This window comes from Streptomyces muensis (assembly GCF_021474425.1).
Classification (GTDB): Bacteria; Actinomycetota; Actinomycetes; order Streptomycetales; family Streptomycetaceae; genus Streptomyces; species Streptomyces muensis.
On the sequence record NZ_JAKEIP010000033.1, the window covers coordinates 15,738 to 33,720 of the forward strand.

The 17,983-nt window shown below is 67.8% G+C and carries 14 protein-coding genes; 4 read left to right on the top strand and 10 right to left on the bottom strand.

Annotated features, from left to right (window positions below; translation table 11 throughout):
• The gene (locus L0P92_RS11820; protein ID WP_234762514.1) at positions 1-3,144 is read left to right on the top strand and encodes an NACHT domain-containing protein; all 3,144 of its coding nucleotides are present in this window, start codon (positions 1-3) and stop codon (positions 3,142-3,144) included.
• Here the strand turns inward: L0P92_RS11820 and L0P92_RS11825 are convergent.
• Together L0P92_RS11825 and L0P92_RS11830 are read right to left on the bottom strand one after the other, a co-directional pair.
• Entirely contained in the window at positions 3,078-3,329 is a 252-nt protein-coding gene (locus L0P92_RS11825) for a DUF397 domain-containing protein (RefSeq protein ID WP_234762515.1), read from the bottom strand. The genes L0P92_RS11820 and L0P92_RS11825 overlap by 67 nt on opposite strands.
• Positions 3,326-4,147 carry a helix-turn-helix domain-containing protein gene (locus tag L0P92_RS11830; RefSeq protein ID WP_234762516.1) on the bottom strand — a complete coding sequence of 274 codons (822 nt, stop codon included), beginning with the start codon at positions 4,145-4,147 and terminating at the stop codon, positions 3,326-3,328. The genes L0P92_RS11825 and L0P92_RS11830 overlap by 4 nt, the downstream gene beginning before the upstream one ends.
• A gap of 129 nt (positions 4,148-4,276) precedes the next feature.
• Here L0P92_RS11830 and L0P92_RS11835 point away from each other — a divergent pair, with 129 nt between their 5' ends.
• The 3 genes from L0P92_RS11835 (at position 4,277) to L0P92_RS11845 (ending at position 7,288) form a co-directional block, all read left to right on the top strand.
• Positions 4,277-4,777 (top strand): ATP-binding protein, encoded by a 501-nt coding sequence (locus tag L0P92_RS11835; RefSeq protein ID WP_234762517.1) that lies wholly within the window; start codon positions 4,277-4,279, stop codon positions 4,775-4,777.
• 106 nt (positions 4,778-4,883) lie between these two features.
• Positions 4,884-5,870, top strand: a complete 987-nt coding sequence (locus tag L0P92_RS11840) for an arabinan endo-1,5-alpha-L-arabinosidase (protein ID WP_234762518.1) — start codon at positions 4,884-4,886, stop codon at positions 5,868-5,870.
• Entirely contained in the window at positions 5,852-7,288 is a 1,437-nt protein-coding gene (locus tag L0P92_RS11845) for a family 43 glycosylhydrolase (RefSeq protein ID WP_234762519.1), read from the top strand. Before L0P92_RS11840 ends, L0P92_RS11845 begins: the two co-directional genes overlap by 19 nt.
• 97 nt (positions 7,289-7,385) lie before the next feature.
• Here L0P92_RS11845 and L0P92_RS11850 read toward each other — a convergent pair whose 3' ends face one another.
• The 8 genes from L0P92_RS11850 to L0P92_RS11885 all read right to left on the bottom strand — a co-directional run bounded on the left by L0P92_RS11850 (position 7,386) and on the right by L0P92_RS11885 (position 17,683).
• Positions 7,386-8,972 carry a pyridoxal phosphate-dependent aminotransferase gene (locus L0P92_RS11850; protein WP_234762520.1) on the bottom strand — a complete coding sequence of 529 codons (1,587 nt, stop codon included), beginning with the start codon at positions 8,970-8,972 and terminating at the stop codon, positions 7,386-7,388.
• Between the two features lie 222 nt (positions 8,973-9,194).
• On the bottom strand, positions 9,195-10,286 hold the full coding sequence (locus tag L0P92_RS11855; RefSeq protein ID WP_372497242.1) for an aldose epimerase family protein: 1,092 nt from the start codon (positions 10,284-10,286) through the stop codon (positions 9,195-9,197).
• 23 nt (positions 10,287-10,309) lie between these two features.
• Positions 10,310-11,554: a multiple monosaccharide ABC transporter permease gene (gene mmsB, locus L0P92_RS11860; RefSeq protein WP_234762521.1), complete on the bottom strand. Its 1,245-nt coding sequence runs from the start codon at positions 11,552-11,554 to the stop codon at positions 10,310-10,312.
• Positions 11,551-13,101, bottom strand: a complete 1,551-nt coding sequence (mmsA, locus tag L0P92_RS11865) for a multiple monosaccharide ABC transporter ATP-binding protein (RefSeq protein WP_234762522.1) — start codon at positions 13,099-13,101, stop codon at positions 11,551-11,553. The genes mmsB and mmsA overlap by 4 nt, the downstream gene beginning before the upstream one ends.
• A gap of 32 nt (positions 13,102-13,133) precedes the next feature.
• Positions 13,134-14,246 (bottom strand): multiple monosaccharide ABC transporter substrate-binding protein, encoded by a 1,113-nt coding sequence (chvE, locus tag L0P92_RS11870; RefSeq protein WP_372497239.1) that lies wholly within the window; start codon positions 14,244-14,246, stop codon positions 13,134-13,136.
• Between the two features lie 144 nt (positions 14,247-14,390).
• Positions 14,391-15,359 (bottom strand): glycosyltransferase family protein, encoded by a 969-nt coding sequence (locus L0P92_RS11875; RefSeq protein ID WP_234762524.1) that lies wholly within the window; start codon positions 15,357-15,359, stop codon positions 14,391-14,393.
• A gap of 121 nt (positions 15,360-15,480) precedes the next feature.
• On the bottom strand, positions 15,481-16,485 hold the full coding sequence (locus L0P92_RS11880; protein WP_234762525.1) for a zinc-dependent alcohol dehydrogenase: 1,005 nt from the start codon (positions 16,483-16,485) through the stop codon (positions 15,481-15,483).
• Between the two features lie 34 nt (positions 16,486-16,519).
• Positions 16,520-17,683, bottom strand: coding sequence for a mandelate racemase/muconate lactonizing enzyme family protein (locus L0P92_RS11885; RefSeq protein WP_234762526.1), 1,164 nt, complete (start codon positions 17,681-17,683; stop codon positions 16,520-16,522).
• Between the last annotated feature and the right edge of the window lie 300 nt (positions 17,684-17,983).

Sequence of the window (17,983 nt, forward strand, 5' to 3'; positions counted from 1 at the left end):
GTGGGCAGCGTTTCGGATCGCGTCGTCGCGGTCTTTGGGGATGGGCAGGGCAGTGGAGTACTGCTCGCCCCCAATCTGGTGCTCACCGCACAGCACGTGGTGCGCGGCAACGGTTGCGTCGAGGTGATCCATCCTTCGAAACGGCATCCGGTCCCATGCTTCGTCACCTGGGCCGACGAGACCCTCGACGCCGCTGTGCTCCTCGCGGACTCGGAAGTGATCGGTCCCGAGCTGTCCGGCCCCCTGGGACAGATCAGAGTGGGCGGCGTCGGCACCGGTGCTCCGCTGCCGCATTGCCAGATCGTGGGATTCCCCGAGATCCAGCGCTACGGCGAGCGTGGCGACGACCTTGAGTACGACCAGTTCCGCGCGACCGTACTGCCCTTGGCCGGACGCATGAGGAACGCCCTCGTCTGCGAACTCGACGTTCCCGCTGTGGACGAACGGGGTAAGGGGACCTCACCGTTGGGCGGGCTGTCAGGAGCTCCTGTCTTCGCGGGAGCTGTGCTCCTCGGGGTCGTGCATCAGGTGCCGCAGGGCCGCTCCCACCTCAGAATCGAAGCGGTCCCGATCGCTGCTGTGCTGACCGAGGCCCGGTCGTTCCGATGGGGCTTCAAGGTCGAGGACATCAACGACGTCCACCCGCAGGACGAACGGTTCGAAGCCCGGTACGCCAAGGACCTGGCCGCGCAGTACCGCAGGACGGAGATCTTCGGCATCGAGGAACTCGGCCGCACCGAGTCCCGCTGGGACCTCGACACCGCCTATCTGAGCCTGGAGGCCGAGACCGCCGCAGGGCTGGACGACCGCAAGGAGGCCAAGTACTCGGCGCAGCGCATCGACAGCCTGCTCAGGGAACGCCCCCGCGCCCTGCTGCGCGGCCAGGCGGGCGCCGGCAAGACCACCCTGGTGTGGTGGCTGGCGGCGCACGCGGCGAATGGCACCCTCGACAACAACCTCTGGAAACTGAACGGAATGGTGCCGTTCGTCATCCCGATGCGTGAGGTGTACGCGCGGGGCGGGCGGTTCCCGGCGGTGGCGGAGCTGCTCTCGGCCGGCAGGGTCATCTCGGACGACGCCCCGCCCGGCTGGGCGGGCCGGGTCCTGGAGGCCGGCCGCGCGCTGCTATTGGTGGACGGCCTGGACGAAGTCCCGCCGGAGGAACGGGAGAAAGCTCGGCGCTGGCTCTCCGACCTCCTCGCCCGGTACCCGGACACCCGGTGCCTGGCCACCGTCCGCCCGGACGCGGTGGAGAAGGACTGGCTCCGCGCCGAGGGCTTCGCCGAACTGAGGCTGCTGCCCATGAGCGACGAGGACGTCCAGTCCTTCGTCTCCGCCTGGCACGAGACCGCCCGCCTGGAGTCGGAATACGTCTACGACACCCGCCGGTGCGGCGACGAGAAGGAACTCCTCTTCGCCCTGGAGCAGGACCTAGCCCACCAGCTGGAGCAGAACACGGCGCTCCGCGACCTCGCCCGCACCCCGCTCCTGTGCGCCGTCATCTGCGCCCTGCACCGCCGCCGCCGTGGCCTCCTCCCTACGACCCGCTGGTCGCTGTACCGGGCCGCGCTCGCCATGCTCCTCGGCGGCCGGGACGCGGCGCGCGGTGTCTCCCGACCCGACGACATCAGTCTTGACTCGGACGAACAGCACGCGCTGCTCCAACGGCTGGCCATCTGGCTCGTACGGACCGAGCAGCAGCAGCTGACCCACGCGCAGGCCACCCAGCAACTCGACCTCGCGACACGCGACATGCCGCAGATCCGGGCCCAGGCGACTCCTGACCGAGCACTGCGCTATCTCATCGAACGCAGCGGGCTGCTTCAGGAACGGACGCATGACGCGATCCAGTTCATCCACCGGACGTTCCAGGACTTCCTGGCGGCGAAGGAGTTCCACGAGAGCGGGTACGTCCTGGAACTCCTCAACCACGCGGGTGAGGAAGCCTGGCGGGACGTGATCGTGCTGGCTGCCGGGCACGCGACGCGGACGGACGCGCAGGTGCTCATCGAGCGGCTGGTGCAGTACGGGGACGTCGTGCAGGGGCGTGCCGAGAAGTGGTATCTGCATGTGCTGGCGGCGCAGTGCGCCAGCAGTCTGTTGTCTCTGGATGCGGCGCTGATGGAGGTGGTGAGGGGGCGGGTGCGGGCTCTGATGCCGCCGGTTACTCCTTCGGAGGCCGATGATGTCGGGAGCTTGGGGGCGTGGGTCGTGGACCTGCTGCCAGGGCCGGAAGGCGACGACGTTTCCGGTGTCCTGGGGACCATCCACGCCCTTACGAAGATCCGCACGGCGGAGGCACGGAGGAAGCTGAAGCTGTTCGCGTTGAGTCCGCTGCCCGGCACAAAATTCGAGATTGCCATCGGGTGGGTTCAACAGCCTGCGGAGCAGTATGCCCGTGAGGTACTGGCCGGCTCCGGCATTGACCGTCTGTTCGTTCTGAACAGCTCGCAGTTGGCTCAGCTGCCGTACCTCGACTCGATCCGTGACATCACGCTGACGGGGTCATACTCCGCGGAGGAACTTGACGCTTGTCTGCCAACGCGAGACGTCGTGACGATCCGCTTGACGCGCAACAAGGCCTTGACCCGCCTGGACTTCCTGCGCGAGCGGAAGGACTTGCGAGAGCTGAGGGTGAGTGGCTGCACGGCTCTCGAGTCCGAAAACGATGAGTGGTCCGAACTCCTCGACGGATGGACGAACCTTGAGAGTCTGTCCTTCTTCGGTGACGTAGAAAGCACGCGGAGGTTACTGCGCGCCGTTGCGCTGGCGCCCGGGTTGGCGAGTCTGGAACTGGCGATGGAATCGCTCGACCTCTTGACCGAGCTTGCGCCGCTGCCTGCTGTCCGAAATCTACAGCTCACCAGGCTTCGGGGCTATAGCCGCATGACGCAGGTGCGTCACGTCTTTCCGAGTGTGGAAACCCTGACACTTGACCTCGCGTGGGATGCTGTGGCGCCGCTCGATCTGACGGACCTGCGCAACCTGCCCGGACTGCGCCGGGTCCTCATTCAGGGCACTGTCAGGTCATACCCCCACATGGTGGGCGCCGACGGGCTCGGCGCCCGCGTCATGAATCATCTTGCCGTGCCGGAGGAATACGAGACGAACGCCCCCCAGGAAACCAGAGAAACCGCCAGCTGACGCACCTCCGGGGCCTTGGAGTCGCGGACGTGGACGGTGTGGGGGCAGGTGGCGACCTCTACGCAGTCGTCGCCGGAGCCGCCGCTATGGCTGAACTTGTGCCAGGAGAGGGCCACTTCGACGCAGTCGCCCGAACCACTGCTGCTGTAGCTCGACTTGAACCAAGTCAGTTCGCTCGTGCTCATAGTTCTCCTCGCAACCGTTGCAGCAGGCTCACGGAGTCTTCGGGGGAGAGAGCCTGCGCACGCATCCTGGCATATCGCCTCTGAAGGATGCCCACCACCTTTGGGTCTGAGATGAGTTGGCCGCATTCGTGCCCCTCGATGTACGCGAACCACTTGTTCTCAGGCGTCTCCAGCAGTTGCATGGGCCCATGCAGTCCGGCGTGCGACTCCCGCTTCACCGGCATGATCTGGATCTCGACGTTCCGCAGGGCGCATACCTCCAGTATGTGATCGATGAGCTCTCGTGCTACCTCCGCGCCACCCGTATGCCTAAGGAACAGTTGCTCTTCGAGGATGAAGCTGAACTCGGTGTTCGGATGTTCCCGCAGCAGCTGTTGTCGTTTGGCTCGGGCTTCCCACTGGGCTTCGATCTGCTCGTCGGCCAGCGGGGGCAACTCGTCGTTGAACAGCTGGCGGGCATAAGCCTCCGTCTGCAACAGCCCTGGAATCAGGCGGCATTCGTACGTGCACAGCGTGATAGCTGTCTTCTCCAGCCGAGCCCACCGCCGAAACCACGCCGCCAACCCCGGCTGCCGAGCCAGATGCTGCGCCGCCTTCGTCAGCGCCCCGGTATTCCCCAGCACCGGCTCCGACCGTTCCGGGAACGTCGGATCCGGCATTCTCCGTCCCAACTCAAGCGAGGCCACCGTGTGCTTCGACAGACCCACCCGGTCCCCGAACTCCTCGCTGCTCAACCCCGCGTGCTCCCGCAGGGCCTGTACAACCGCCCCGAACGTCCGCAGACTGTCCGACGGCTCCGGCTCACCACACTCGACCAAGGCAGGTCACCTCCCGCAGAATGGTCACGGTCGGTCACGCGTACTGTCCATCCCGTAACCGCGTACGCTCCCGCACCGTACGCGCCGCCCACCTGGTGAACTGCCCCGCACGGCCGTCAGATTGAGTGCATGCCAGATCCGCTCACGCAGCGCCTCAGTGCCACCCCGCGTGGCGCGCGCCTCGCCCGGCACCTCGTCCTGAACCAGCTGCACGCCTGGGGCATCCCGCACGGCAGTACCGCCTCCGACGCCGTCGCGTTGACCGTCGCCGAGCTGGCGGCGAATGCCGTGACCCACGGCCGCGTCCCCGGGCGGGACTTCGAGCTGCGGTTGTCGCTGCCGACGGGCAGCATCCGGGTCGAGGTCAGTGACACCCGTACGGAATCCCGTCCCCCGAAGCCGGGCGACGTACCGCCTCCGCACCCCCTGGACGAACACGGCCGTGGCCTCGTCCTGGTCGAGGCGCTGGCTGGCCGGTGGGAGGTGGTGGAGCGGGGCGCGTCGCCCGGCAAGACGGTCTGCGCAGAGGTCGATCTGCCGGGCTGGCTGTCCATGGTTCGGGGGCGGGGAGCCGGTCGACAGTCCGTCAGTCCACCGCGTGAGCACAGCTGTTGCTGCGCGGACCATTGACGCGCAAGGGGTTCGATTCTACGGTCCCGTTCGAACTTGCGAGCACTGTTCGAGATATCGGCCAGATGTCTGTCGACCTGCCACCCCCACCGCAAGGAGGACCCGCATGAGCCGCACCTCCCGCACCCTCCGCAAGCGCACCGCCCTGATCGCCCTCCCCACCGCCGCCCTGCTCGCCCTGATCCCCTCCACGGCGTCCGCGTACCCCAACCCCGGCCGGGTCACCGGCGACGTCGTCACCCACGACCCGACGATGATCCGCACCTCCTCCGGCCAGTACCTGCTCTACGCCACCGGAGGCGGCATCGCCAACAAGACCTCCAGCGACCGCACCGCGTTCAGGAACGGCGCCGACGCGTTCTCCAGCCGGCCGGGCTGGTGGCGGAACTACTCCTCCGTGCCGGAGGCCTGGGCGCCGGACATCTCGTACCACGGCGGCAAGTACCTGATGTACTACTCCGTCTCGAAGTTCGGCTCGAACACGTCCGCCATCGGCCTCGCCACCTCCACCACCGGCCAGCCGGGCAGCTGGACCGACCAGGGCACGGTCTACACCTCCGGCTCCTCCAGCGACTACAACGCCATCGACCCGAACCTCTTCGTGAACGACGACGGCAAGTGGTGGCTGTCCTTCGGCAGTTGGTGGACCGGGATCAAGATGATCCAGATCAACCCGTCCACCGGGAAGCAGCTGAGCTCCAACACCACCCGCTACTCCCTCGCCTCCCGCCCCACCGGGACCAAGGCCGTCGAGGCACCCTTCATCGTCAAGCGGGGCGGCTACTACTACCTCTTCGCCTCCTACGACACCTGCTGCGCCGGCACCAGCTCGACCTACAAGGTCAAGGTCGGCCGCGCCACCAGCATCACCGGGCCGTACACCGACAAGAACGGCGTCTCGATGATGAACAACGGCGGCACCCCGGTCCTGGAGTCGCACGGCAGCGTCATCGGCCCCGGCGGCCAGTCGATCATGAACGACGTCGACGGGGACCTGATCGTCTACCACTACTACGACGGCAACGACAACGGCACGCCCAAGCTGGGCATCAACCTCTTGAACTGGAGCACCGGATGGCCCGTCGCCTACTGACCCTGCTGGCAGCCCTGCTGCTGGCCCTCTCGATCGGCCAGCCCTCCGCCAGTGCCGCCTCGTTCGCGAACCCCGTCAAGTCGGTCAAGGGCGCCGACCCCTGGATCTCCTACCACGACGGCAACTACTACCTGGTGACGACGAGTTGGACCGACGTCATCACCATCCGCAAGTCCACCACCCTCGCCGGCCTCGCCACGGCCCCCAGCGTCCAGGTGTGGCAGGGCGACGCCGCCTCCCGGTGCTGCAACATCTGGGCCCCGGAACTGCACTTCCTCGACGGCCGCTGGTACCTGTACTACGTCGCCGGGCAGAACATCGCCGACTACAACCCGACCCAGCGCAGCCACGTCCTGGAGAGCGCCGGCTCCGACCCCATGGGCCCGTACACCTACAAGGGGCAGCTCAACTCCGCCTGGATGCTGGACCCGAGCGTCCTGAACGTGGGCGGCCGGCTCTACATGCTGGGCAGCGCGATCACCAACGGCACCCAGAACCTCGTCATCGCCCCGATGTCCAACCCGTACACGGTCAGCGGCTCCTACTCGACGATCTCGACGCCGACGTACGCCTGGGAACGGCAGGGCGGCACGGTCAACGAGGGCGCGGAGATACTCCAGCGCGGCGGCCGGACCTTCCTCATCTACTCCGCCAGCGGCTGCTGGACCCCCGACTACAAGCTCGGCCAGCTCGAACTCACCGGCTCCAACCCGCTGTCCGCGTCCTCCTGGACCAAGAAGTCCACGCCGGTCTTTCAGCGCAACGACGCGGCCGGTGTCTACGGCCCCGGCCACAACGGCTTCTTCACCTCGCCCGACGGCACCGAGAACTGGATCGTCTACCACGCCAACGACAGCGCGAGCGAGGGCTGCGACAACGGCCGTACGACCCGCGCCCAGAAGTTCACCTGGAACTCCGACGGCACCCCGAACCTCGGCACCCCGGTCCGCCTCGGCGCCTCCCAGACCGGCCCCTCCGGAGAGCCCTCCACCGCCTCCACCACCTACACGATCACCAACCGCAACAGCGGCAAGTGCCTCGAGGTCGCCGGGAGTTCGACGGCCGACGGCGCCAACGTCCAGCAGTGGTCATGCAGCGGCGGCAACAATCAGAAATGGCGCCTGGAAGACCAGGGCGACGACACCCACCGACTCGTCAACGTCGCCACGGGCAAGGTCCTCGACACCGAGAACTGCTCCGCAGCCGACGGCACCGACCTGAGGCAATGGTCGTGGCTGAACAACACCTGCCAGCGCTTCCGGTTCGTGGCCACTGACGGTGGCTACATCCGCATCACCAACCAGGCCACCGGCAAGGTGGCCGACGTAGCGAACTGCGGTACGACGGACGGAACGGACGTACGCCAGTGGGCATGGTTGGGCAACAACTGCCAGCAGTGGCGCCTGACCCCGGCCTAGCTGCAACGCCCTGCCTTTAGGGGCGCGGGGAACTGCGCGACCAGCCACGACGATCCGGTAGTCGCACAAGCACCCGCACCCCTACGGCGAAAGGGCGCTACCCGGTCTGCATCCCCGCCGCATTCGGCCAACTCTGACTGTTGGGCCACCCGGTAGCCGGCGCGGGCGCCAGCCCGGGAGCCGGCCCCGTGGTACCCCGAACCTGCGCCGCCGTGAGCCCACCCCGAGCCGGCACCCCGGGCGGCGTGGGCCCGGGCGGCACCACCGAGGCGGCCGGCGCCACAGGCGACGGGAAGGGAGTCGGCGCGGGCGCGGGCGCGACAGGCGCCGGCGCCGGCATCGGGGCCGGAGCCACAGGCATCGGCGCCGGCATGGGCGACGGCATCGGCATCTGCGCGGCGGCCGGCTGCGGCTGCGGCGCAGCGGGCATCGCGGCGCCGACCCCCATGGCCTGCGCGGCAAGCCCCTGCACACCGGCCCCGTTCGTGGAGCTCACCAACCGGTCCACGGCCGCCGTACCCGAGCTGTAGTTGGTCCCTGTACCGAGCTCGGGTACGGCGGCTCCCCTCCTGGTCCCGTAGAGCACCTGTTCCAGGCCGGACACCAGGCGACGCACGTCCACCTGGGGGCGCACCACGAGTCGCAGGAAGCGGCTTGACGAACCGATCTTGTTGCCGCACTCGCGGACCAGGATCCGGTGCTCGGTGAGCAGCCGGTCGCGGACCACGGTGCCTTCGGCGCCGACGGGGAGGCGTACGAAGAGGAAGTTGCCCTGGGACGGGTAGACCGTCAGGCCGGGCAGCGCGGAGAGCTGGCTCGCCATGTCGAGGCGGTCCTTGCGCACCTGGTGCAGGCTCTGCGCGTACTCGGCGCCGTGGTTCTTCAGCATGAACACCACGTGCTCGGCGAAGGCGTTGAGGTTCCACTTCGGCAGCATCGAGCGGACCATGCCCGCGAGCGCCGGGTTGGCGACGAGGTAGCCGAAGCGGATGCCGTGCAGACCGAAGTTCTTGCCGAGGGAACGCAGGACGATGACGTTCGGGCGCAGCATCGCCTCCTGGACCACCGAGGGATCCTGTTCGGCGTCGGCGAACTCCAGGAACGACTCGTCGATGATCACCAGGTCCAGGTCGGCCATGGCGTCCATGAACTGGACCAGCGCGTGCTTGTGGAGATAGCCGCCGTCGGGGTTGTTCGGGTTGCAGATCACCGCGACCCGCGTCCCCCGGGCGCGGATGAACTCGGCGTACTGGGCCAGGTCCAGGGCGAAGCCGCTGGACTCCTGGAGCGGGAACATGTCGACCCGCTTGCCGGTCTCCATGGGCTGGTCGGTCCAGCGGCCGAACGTGGGGACGGGGATGGCGAGGGACTCACGGACCAGGAGGTGGTCGATCCAGGTGATCAGCTCGGTGGAGCCGTTGCCCATCGCCACGCACTGCGGCGGGAGTTGAAGCAGGCTGCACAGCTCGGCCGTGATCGTGTCGGCGCTGCTCGGGTAGTACGTGATGATGTCCCGCAGCCGGGCCCCCATGTCCTGGAACATCTCCGGCGTCGGGAAGTACGGGTTGCAGGGGATGCAGAAGTCGACCGGACCGGCCCCGTCGCCGCCCTCACGTGTCAGCGCCGCCATCGACGGGCTGTGTGCCGCGGTGCTGCGGAACAGCGAGGTGACGTTGTCGGCCATGGAACCTCCGTATGGGGCGGACCCGGCAGGGACGACCCGGGTCCGTCGTTTGGGTGGCCCGCGCGGGGGAGCACGGGCCACCCATACATACGGAGGCTGGGGTGGCGCTGTTCAACCACTGGGAAATCGGTGAGAACTTGTGTGGCACCTGTGAAGAACCGTCACAAGGGACGGTTCGACGGGCTCGGCGGCTGAACGCGGGCTCGGCAGCCGATCACAGGCTCAGACGCTGAACGAGTGCACCGTCGTCGAGCGGTACGTCTGACCGGGGCGCAGCACCGTCGACGGGTACGACGGCTTGTTCGGCGAGTCCGGGAAGTGCTGCGTCTCCAGGCACAGCGCGTCACCCTGCCGGTAGATGTTGCCGCCCGTACCGACGAGCGTGCCGTCGAGGAAGTTGCCGGAGTAGAACTGCAGGCCCGGCTCGGTGGTCGCCATCCGCAGGGTGCGGCCGGAGGACGGGTCCTTCAGCGTGGCGCACCACTCGGGGCGCGGTGAGACGCCCTTGTCCAGCACCCAGTTGTGGTCGATGCCCTTGGCGTGCAGCAGCTGGGGGTGGGCTGCGCGCAGGGCCTCGCCTATTCGCCTGGTGCGGAGGAAGTCGAAGGGGGTGCCCGCGACGGGGGCCGGCTCGCCGGTGGGGATGAGGCCCGGGTCGACGGGGGTGTAGCGGGACGCGGCGATCTTCAGCTCGTGGTTCTCGATCGTGCCGCTGCCCTCGCCGGCGAGGTTCCAGTAGACGTGGCTGGTGAGGTTGACGACGGTGGCCTTGTCGGTGGTGGCCGCGTAGTCGATGCGCCAGTCGCCGTGCTTGGTGAGGGTGTACGTGACCGTCACCTTGAGCGTGCCCGGGTAGCCCATCTCGCCGTCGACGGACGTGTGGTGCAGGTGCAGACCGACGTCGGAGCCCTTGGTGAACGGCTCGACGTCCCATACGCGCTGGTCGAAGCCCTTGGCGCCGCCGTGCAGGCTGTTCCCGCCGTCGTTGACGTCGACCTGGTGGGCCTCGCCGTCGAGCGTGAACCGGCCCTCGCCGATGCGGTTGCCGTAGCGGCCGATCAGCGCACCGAAGTACGGGCTGCCCGCGACGTAGTCCTCGATGGTGTCGAAGCCCAGCGAGATGTTGGCGTACCGGCCGCGCCGGTCCGGGACCTCCAGGGACTGCACGACGCCGCCGTAGGAGAGGACCTTCATCCGCGTGCCGCCGCCCGCCAGCGACCAGCTGTGGACCTCCGTGCCGTCGGCGAGCTTGCCGAAGAGTTCCTTCACGGGTTGCTCCCCGCCCTTCTCACATGAAAGGGGCCCCGCCCTCAGGCGAGGCCCCCTTTCCGGTCCTGTCAGCTACCGACCTTGCGCTTGTTCCACACGTCGAAACCGACCGCCGCCAGCAGTACCAGGCCCTTGATGACCTGCTGCCAGTCGGTGCCGATGCCGACGAGGTTCATGCCGTTGTTCAGCACGCCCAGGACCAGGCCACCGATGATCGCGCCGAGGACCGTGCCGACGCCGCCGCTCATCGACGCGCCGCCGATGAACGAGGCGGCGATGGCCTCCAGCTCGAAGTTGAGGCCGGCCTTGGGGGAGGCCGCGTTGAAGCGGGCGGCGAACACCAGACCCGCCAGGGCCGCGAGCATGCCCATGTTCAGGAAGACCAGGAAGGTGACCTTCTTGTCCTTCACACCCGACAGCTTGGCCGCGGGCAGGTTGCCGCCGATCGCGTAGATGTGGCGGCCGACGATCGCGTTGCGCATGACGTAGCCGAAGCCGACGAGCAGCACGCCCAGGATGAGCAGCACGATCGGGGCGCCCTTGTAGCTGGCGAGCAGCATCGTCAGCGTCAGGATGGCGGCGCCGAGCGCGACCAGCTTCAGCAGGAACAGGTTGAAGGGCGGGACGTCGAGGTTGAACTCCTGCTGGCGGCGGCGGTCACGGAACTCCTGGAAGACCACGAACGCGATCATCGCGAAGCCGAGCAGCAGGGTGAGGTTGTGGTAGTTCGTGTTCGGGCCGACCTCGGGCAGGAAGCCGTTGGCGACCTTCTGCAGGCCCTCCGGGAACGGGCCGAGGGTCTGGCCCTCCAGGAAGATCTCGGTCAGACCGCGGAAGATCAGCATGCCCGCGAGGGTCACGATGAAGGATGGTATGCCGCCGTAGGCGATGAAGAACCCCTGGACGGCACCGGCGAGGGCGCCGACGGCCAGGCACAGCAGCACGGCCAGCGGCCATGGCATGTCGTTCTTGACCATGAACACGGCGGCCATCGCCCCGACGAACGCCGTCAGTGATCCCACCGACAGGTCGATGTGGCCGGCGATGATGACCAGCATCATGCCGATCGCGAGGATCAGGATGTAGCTGTTCTGCAGCACCAGGTTGGAGACGTTGCGCGGCAGCAGCAGGTCACCGTCGGTCCACACGGCGAACAGCGCCACGATCAGGCCGAGGGCGATCAGCATGCCGTACTGCCGCATGTTGCGGCGCATGCCGTCCATCACCAGCTGGAGCAGACCGTCGCCCGCGGCCCCTCCGCTCTTGCCCGGCGGCGCGGGGGCCGGGGTCTTGGCGGTCACATCCGTGCTCATCGGGATACCTCTTTGTCCTTTGTCATCTGACGCATCAGCGATTCCTGCGAGGCCTCTTCCCGTGAGAACTCACCGGTCAGCCGCCCCGCGGCCATCGTGTAGATGCGGTCGCACATGCCGAGCAGTTCCGGCAGCTCGGAGGAGATGAAGACGACCGCCTTGCCCTGGGCGGCCAGCTGGTCGATGACCGTGTAGATCTCGTACTTGGCACCGACGTCGATGCCACGCGTCGGCTCGTCCAGGATCAGCACGTCCGGACCCGCGAAGATCCACTTGCTGAGGACGACCTTCTGCTGGTTGCCGCCGGACAGCTTGCCCACCGGCTCGAAGACGGTCGGTGCCTTGATGTTCATGGACTTGCGGAAGCCCTCGGCGACCTGCCGCTCCTCGTGCTCGTCGACCACACCGCCCTTGGCGACCTTGCCCAGCGCGCTGAGCGAGATGTTGCGGTTGATGGTGTCGATGAGGTTGAGGCCGTAGTGCTTGCGGTCCTCGGTGACGTACGCGATGCCGTTCTTGACCGCCTCGGGCACGGACTTCGTACGGATCTCCTTGCCGTCCTTGAGGACCGTGCCGCCGTGGTAGCGGCCGTAGGTCCGCCCGAAGACGCTCATCGCGAGTTCGGTGCGGCCGGCGCCCATCAGGCCCGCGATGCCGACGATCTCGCCGCGCCGCACGGACAGGGACACGTCGTCGACGACCTTGCGCTGCTGGTCGATCGGGTGGTGCACGGTCCAGTTGCGGATCTCCAGCGCGGGGGCGGAGCCCTCCTCCGGCTCGTGCGGAGTGCGGTCCGGGAACCGGTTCTCCAGGTCGCGGCCGACCATCCCGCTGATGATCCGGTCCTCGGTGGTCTCCTTGGCCTTCACATCGAGGGTCTCGATGGTCTTGCCGTCACGGATGATCGTCACCGAGTCGGCGACCTTGCGGATCTCGTTGAGCTTGTGGGAGATGATGATCGAGGTGATGCCCTGCTTCTTCAACTCCAGGATGAGATCCAGGAGTTTGCCGCTGTCCTCGTCGTTCAGGGCCGCGGTCGGCTCATCCAGGATGAGCAGCTTCACCTTCTTCGACAGCGCCTTCGCGATCTCCACCAGCTGCTGCTTGCCCACGCCGATGTCGGCGACGCGGGTGTCCGGGTGGTCGGACAGGCCGACCCGGCGCAGCAGTTCGGTGGCGTGCCGCAGGGTCTCCCGCCAGTCGACGAACCCGCCCTTGGCGTGCTCGTTGCCGAGGAAGATGTTCTCCGCGAGGGAGAGGTACGGCGACAGCGCCAGTTCCTGGTGGATGATGACGATGCCGCGGTGCTCGCTCGCCCGGATGTCCTTGAACTCGCAGACTTCACCCTCGAAGAGGATGTCCCCTTCGTAGGTGCCGTGCGGGTGGACGCCGGAGAGGACCTTCATCAGGGTCGACTTACCGGCGCCGTTCTCCCCGCAGATGGCGTGGACCTCGCCCTGCTGGACGGTCAGCGTGACGTCCGACAGCGCCTTGACGCCGGGAAAGGTCTTGACGATCGAGCGCATTTCCAGGACGGGTCCCGCCATGGTCGTGCCTTCCAATCAGAGTGTGCCGGCGGTTACTTGAGGTCGCTTTCCTTGATGTAGCCGGAGTCGACGACCGTCTTCTGGTAGTTGGTCTTGTCGACGCTGACCGGGGTGAGCAGGTACGCCGGGACGACCTTGGCACCGTTGTCGTAGGTCTTGGTGTCGTTGACCTCGGGCTTCTTGCCGTTGAGCGCCGCGTCGACCATGTTCGAGGCGACCTTGGCGAGCTCACGGGTGTCCTTGTAGACCGTCATCGACTGCTCGTCGGCGATGATCGACTTCACCGAGGCGACCTCGGCGTCCTGGCCGGTGACGATCGGCCACGGCTTGGCCTTGGAGCCGTAGTCGTCCGAGCGCAGGGCGGAGAGGATGCCGATGGAGATGCCGTCGTACGGCGAGAGGACCGCGTCGACGCGCTCGCTCTTGTAGGCCGAGGTCAGGATGTCGTCCATGCGCTTCTGGGCGGTGCCGCCGTCCCAGCGCAGGGTGGTGACCTGGTTCAGGGCGGTCTGCTTGGAGCGGACGACGAGCTGCTTCTTGTCGATGTACGGCTGCAGGACGTTCATGGCGCCCTGGAAGAAGTAGCGGGTGTTGTTGTCGTCGTTGGAGCCGGCGAACAGCTCGATGTTGAACGGGCCCTTCTTGGAGCCGTCCTTCAGGCCGAGCTTCTCGACGATGTAGTTGCCCTGGAGCTCGCCGACCTTCTCGTTGTCGAACGAGGCGTAGTAGTCGACGTTCTCGGTGCCGAGGATCAGCCGGTCGTAGGAGATGACCGGGATGTCGGCGTCCTTGGCCTGCTGGAGCACGTTGTTCATCGACTTGTTGTCGATGGCGGCGACGATCAGCGCCTTGACGCCCTGGGTGATCAGGTTCTCGATCTGGCCGACCTGCTGGTCCGGGTCGTCCTCGCCGTAGACCAGCTTGGTCTTGTAGCCCTTGGACTCCAGGTCCTTGACGACGTTGTTGCCGTCGGCGATCCAGCGCTCGGAGGACTTGGTCGGCATCGCGATGCCGATGGTCGCGCCCTTGGTGTCGCCGGCCTCCTCCTTGCTGCCGCCCTCGCCGCTCTGGCCACAGGCGGACAGGGTCAGGGCGAGGGAGGCGGCTCCGGCTATGGCGGCGAGTGCGGCTCTGCGATTACGCATGATCATCATCCTTGATGTGTGTGTGGCAGGGCTCGGTCCGGCCGTGCGAAGACGCTTGCGGGCGGTGCGGGTAAGACCGAGATGAGGGTGTGTCGGATTGTGTTCGACTGCGTCTTCTTTTGTGAAGGGGGATTGTCCGGAACGTTATGCGGGAATTTCGAACCGCTTCAGCGTCCCGGGCAGCCGTGAACCGAGAGGCGCCATGTCGCCGTCAGCTCCGTGCCGTGCGAGCAGGTCCAACGCCAGACGTCCGCGCCGTACGCGTTCCTTGGCGGTGGCCAGCGTCAGGTCCCTCATGTGGTGGCCGTAGGGGTAGATCCCGGGGGCCTTGGAGAGCCCGAACTTCAGGTAGAGCGGTGCGCCGCGCCGGATCAGCTCTGCGACCTCGTACATCCGGATGTAGCCGCCGAGGTCGTCGGGCGCCTCGATGTACATGTCCATGGGGGCGGCGGAGACGCGGCGGATCTCGGTGAGGTGATCCAGTGTCAGGTCGCTGGGCACGTTGATCGAGTCGCCGCCGAGGTTCTCGTACACGGCGTACGCCGTCGGGTTGACCGGGCCGATCAGCGCCGAGACCTTGAGCGTCGTGTCGGCCGGCAGGATCCCCGCGACCCGCGCCCGGTGCAGCGTCCACAGCACGCCCTCGTCGGCGACGAGGAGGCACTTCACACCCAGCTCGGTGGCGCGTACGGCGTCCTCGACGCACCCGGCGACCGCGTCATGGCCCCGGGCGCGCAGTCCGCCGCCCTTGGAGTCGGTACGGGTGGAGCCGCCGATGTCCCAGGTGCCGCGCGGGCCGGTGAACAGGCAGAGCTCGATGTCGCGCTCGGCGGTCGCCTCCACCATCTCGGTGATCTCGGCGTCGGTGAGCATCCAGACACCGCTGCCCTGGCTGATCCGGTGGATCGGCACATCGAGCCGCGAGGACTCCTTGAGGACCACGGCGAGCGCCTCGGGCCCCTCCACGGAGGGAACCTCGGTGCGCCAGCGGCCGCCGCCGGGGAAGGTGTGCGGAGAGGCGTCGGAGGGGTCGAGGGCGGGCGCCCCCAGGCCGAGTGCGGCGAGCGCCTGCTCGCCGGGTCGGCGCGGCGTCGGAGCGGTGGTGTCGGTCACAGGTTGTCCTTCATGTTCGATATATCGGACGGCGGTCGCGGCTCTGGTCGTGCGGGGCTTTGGGTGTACGCCGGTACGAAGTCGTCAGGTACCCCGTACCGGCGTACGGCTCAGGGGTGTGTCATGGCCGCAGCAGGACCTTTCCGACCTTCGGATCGCCGGACCCGACCAGCTCGATGGCCTGTGGGAACTCCTCCAGCGGCAGCTCGTGCGTGACCAGCGGCAGCGGGTCGAGGAGTCCGGCGCCGAAGACCCGCACGGTGTGCGCCCAGGCGTCCGGTGCCGCGCCGAACACGGTCTGCACCTCCAGCTGCCGTACGACGAGATCGGTCGGGTCGAGCCCGTCCGCGCCCGGCGCCGGAATGCCCGTCAGGACCAGCCGTCCACCGCGGCGCAGCAGGGCGGCGGCGGTGCGCGCCGCGTCCGCGGACCCCGCGGTCTCGATGACGACGTCGAAGTCGCCCGGGAGTTCCTCGTCCTTGGTGCGGAAGTCCGTGGCGCCGAACCGCTTCGACAGCTCGGCCCGGTCCGGGCGCGTCCCCACCACGAGCAGCTCGGCCGGCGAGCCCGCCTTCAGGAACTGGACGGCGAACATCCCGAGCGTCCCGGTGCCCACCACGGCCACCCGCTCGCCCGGCACCGCGTTCGCCTTGAGCGCGGCGGCCGCGATGCACGCGGCCGGCTCCAGCAGCGCAGCCGCCGTGAGGTCCGCGTCGTCCGGAAGGACATGCAGCAGGCGGGCGGGAAGCGTGAGCGTGGTGGCCATGGCGCCCGGCTGGGTGAAGCCGGTCTCCTCGTAGCCCGCCGTGCACAGGGTGGTCTCGCCCGCGTGGCAGCGGTCGCAGACCTGGCAGTTCCTGAAGCCCTCGCCCACGACCTTGCGGCCCACCAGGCTCGCGGGGACGCCGTCGCCGACCGCCGCCACCGTCCCGGACCACTCGTGGCCCGGCGTGAGCGGATAGCGCACGTACCCCTCCGGCCGGTTGCCCTGGAAGACCTCGCGGTCACTGCCGCAGATCCCCGAGGCGTGCACCCGGACCAGGGCCTCGCCCGCTTCCGGCTGCCGGGGCTCGTGCGGGACGAGCCGATGCTCGCCCGGAGCCTCGATCACGACGGCGGTGCTCACTGGGTCCTCCCGGTGCGGGGACGGGTGTGGGCGCTCACTCGGTGCCCTTGGGCTTGCGCTGCTCCCAGCCGTCGGCCCACAGGTCGAACCGGGCCTGCTGCTGCGGGAACTCCGCGGCGGCGTCGACGTCCAGCTCCACGCCGAGACCGGGCTCGTGGGAGAGGTGGAAGCAGCCGTCCTCGGGGTTCACCTGGGGTGCGCCCTTGACGACCTTCTTGATCTCCGCGTCCGCGAAGTCGTTGAAGTGCTCGAGGATCTTGAAGTTGGGGGAGGTGAAGCCGACCTGGAGGGAGGCGGCGGTCAGCACCGGCCCGCCCACGTTGTGCGGCGCGACCAGCATGTAGTGCGTCTCGGCGGTGGCGGCCAGCTTGCGGGTCTCCCAGATGCCGCCGATGTGGCCGACGTCCGGCTGGATGATGTCCACGGCCTGGCTCTCGAAGAGCTCCCGGAACTCGATGCGGTCGTGGATGCGCTCACCCGTGGCGACCGGCATGTCGACCTTGGCGGCGACCTTCTCCAGCGCCTTCAGGTTCTCCGGCGGCACCGGCTCCTCCAGCCACGCGGGCTTGAAGGGCGCCAGCTCCTTGGCCAGGCGGACGGCGGTGGCGGGGGAGAACCGGCCGTGCATCTCCAGCATCAGCTCGGCGTCCGGGCCGATCGCGTCGCGCACGGCCTCGATCAGGGAGACCGCGTACAGGCTCTGCTCGTGGTCCAGCTCGAAGTGGCCGGTCCCGAACGGGTCGATCTTGAGCGCCCGGTAACCGCGCTCCATGACCCCCTGGGCCGCCTTGTGGTACGCCTCGGGCGTCCGCTCGGTGGTGTACCAGCCGTTGGCGTACGCCTTGACCTTGTCGGTGACCTTGCCGCCGAGCAGCTGCCAGACCGGCACGCCGAGCGCCTTGCCCTTGATGTCCCAGCAGGCCATCTCGATCACGGCGATGCCGGACATCACGATCTCGCCGGCCCGGCCGTAGTCGCCGTACTTCATCCGCTTGACGAGATCCTCGACATCGAACGGGTCCGACCCGAGAATGTGATTGGTCTTCGCCTCGTGCAGATAGCCGAGCAGCGCGTCGGTGTGGCCCAGCATGCGGGTCTCGCCGACGCCGGTGAGCCCCTCGTCGGTGTGCACCTGGACGTAGGTCAGGTTCCGCCACGGCGTTCCGACCACGTGTGTGCTGATTCCCGTGATGCGCACGGTACTCCCTGTCCTCTTCGGTCTGTTCGAAATCTCGTCACTCGTTCGAAATGCTGGTCGCGACAGTAGGGACGACCACATGCGAGTGTCAATGGGTCTACAAACAACGGTTTCGACGCGGTGTCGGAGGCGGCCTGCGAGGCGGATGCGACGGAGTGCGCCACGAGGGTCGCCGAGCTCCTCAAGGGCGTGTACATGCCTCACCTGGTGGGCACTCGGACAGCCCCTGACCAGGTAAAACGCCTTGGCCCTCGCGATCTGCGCCGTCCGTCGCGTTATTCAACCGTGACGACTTCTCTG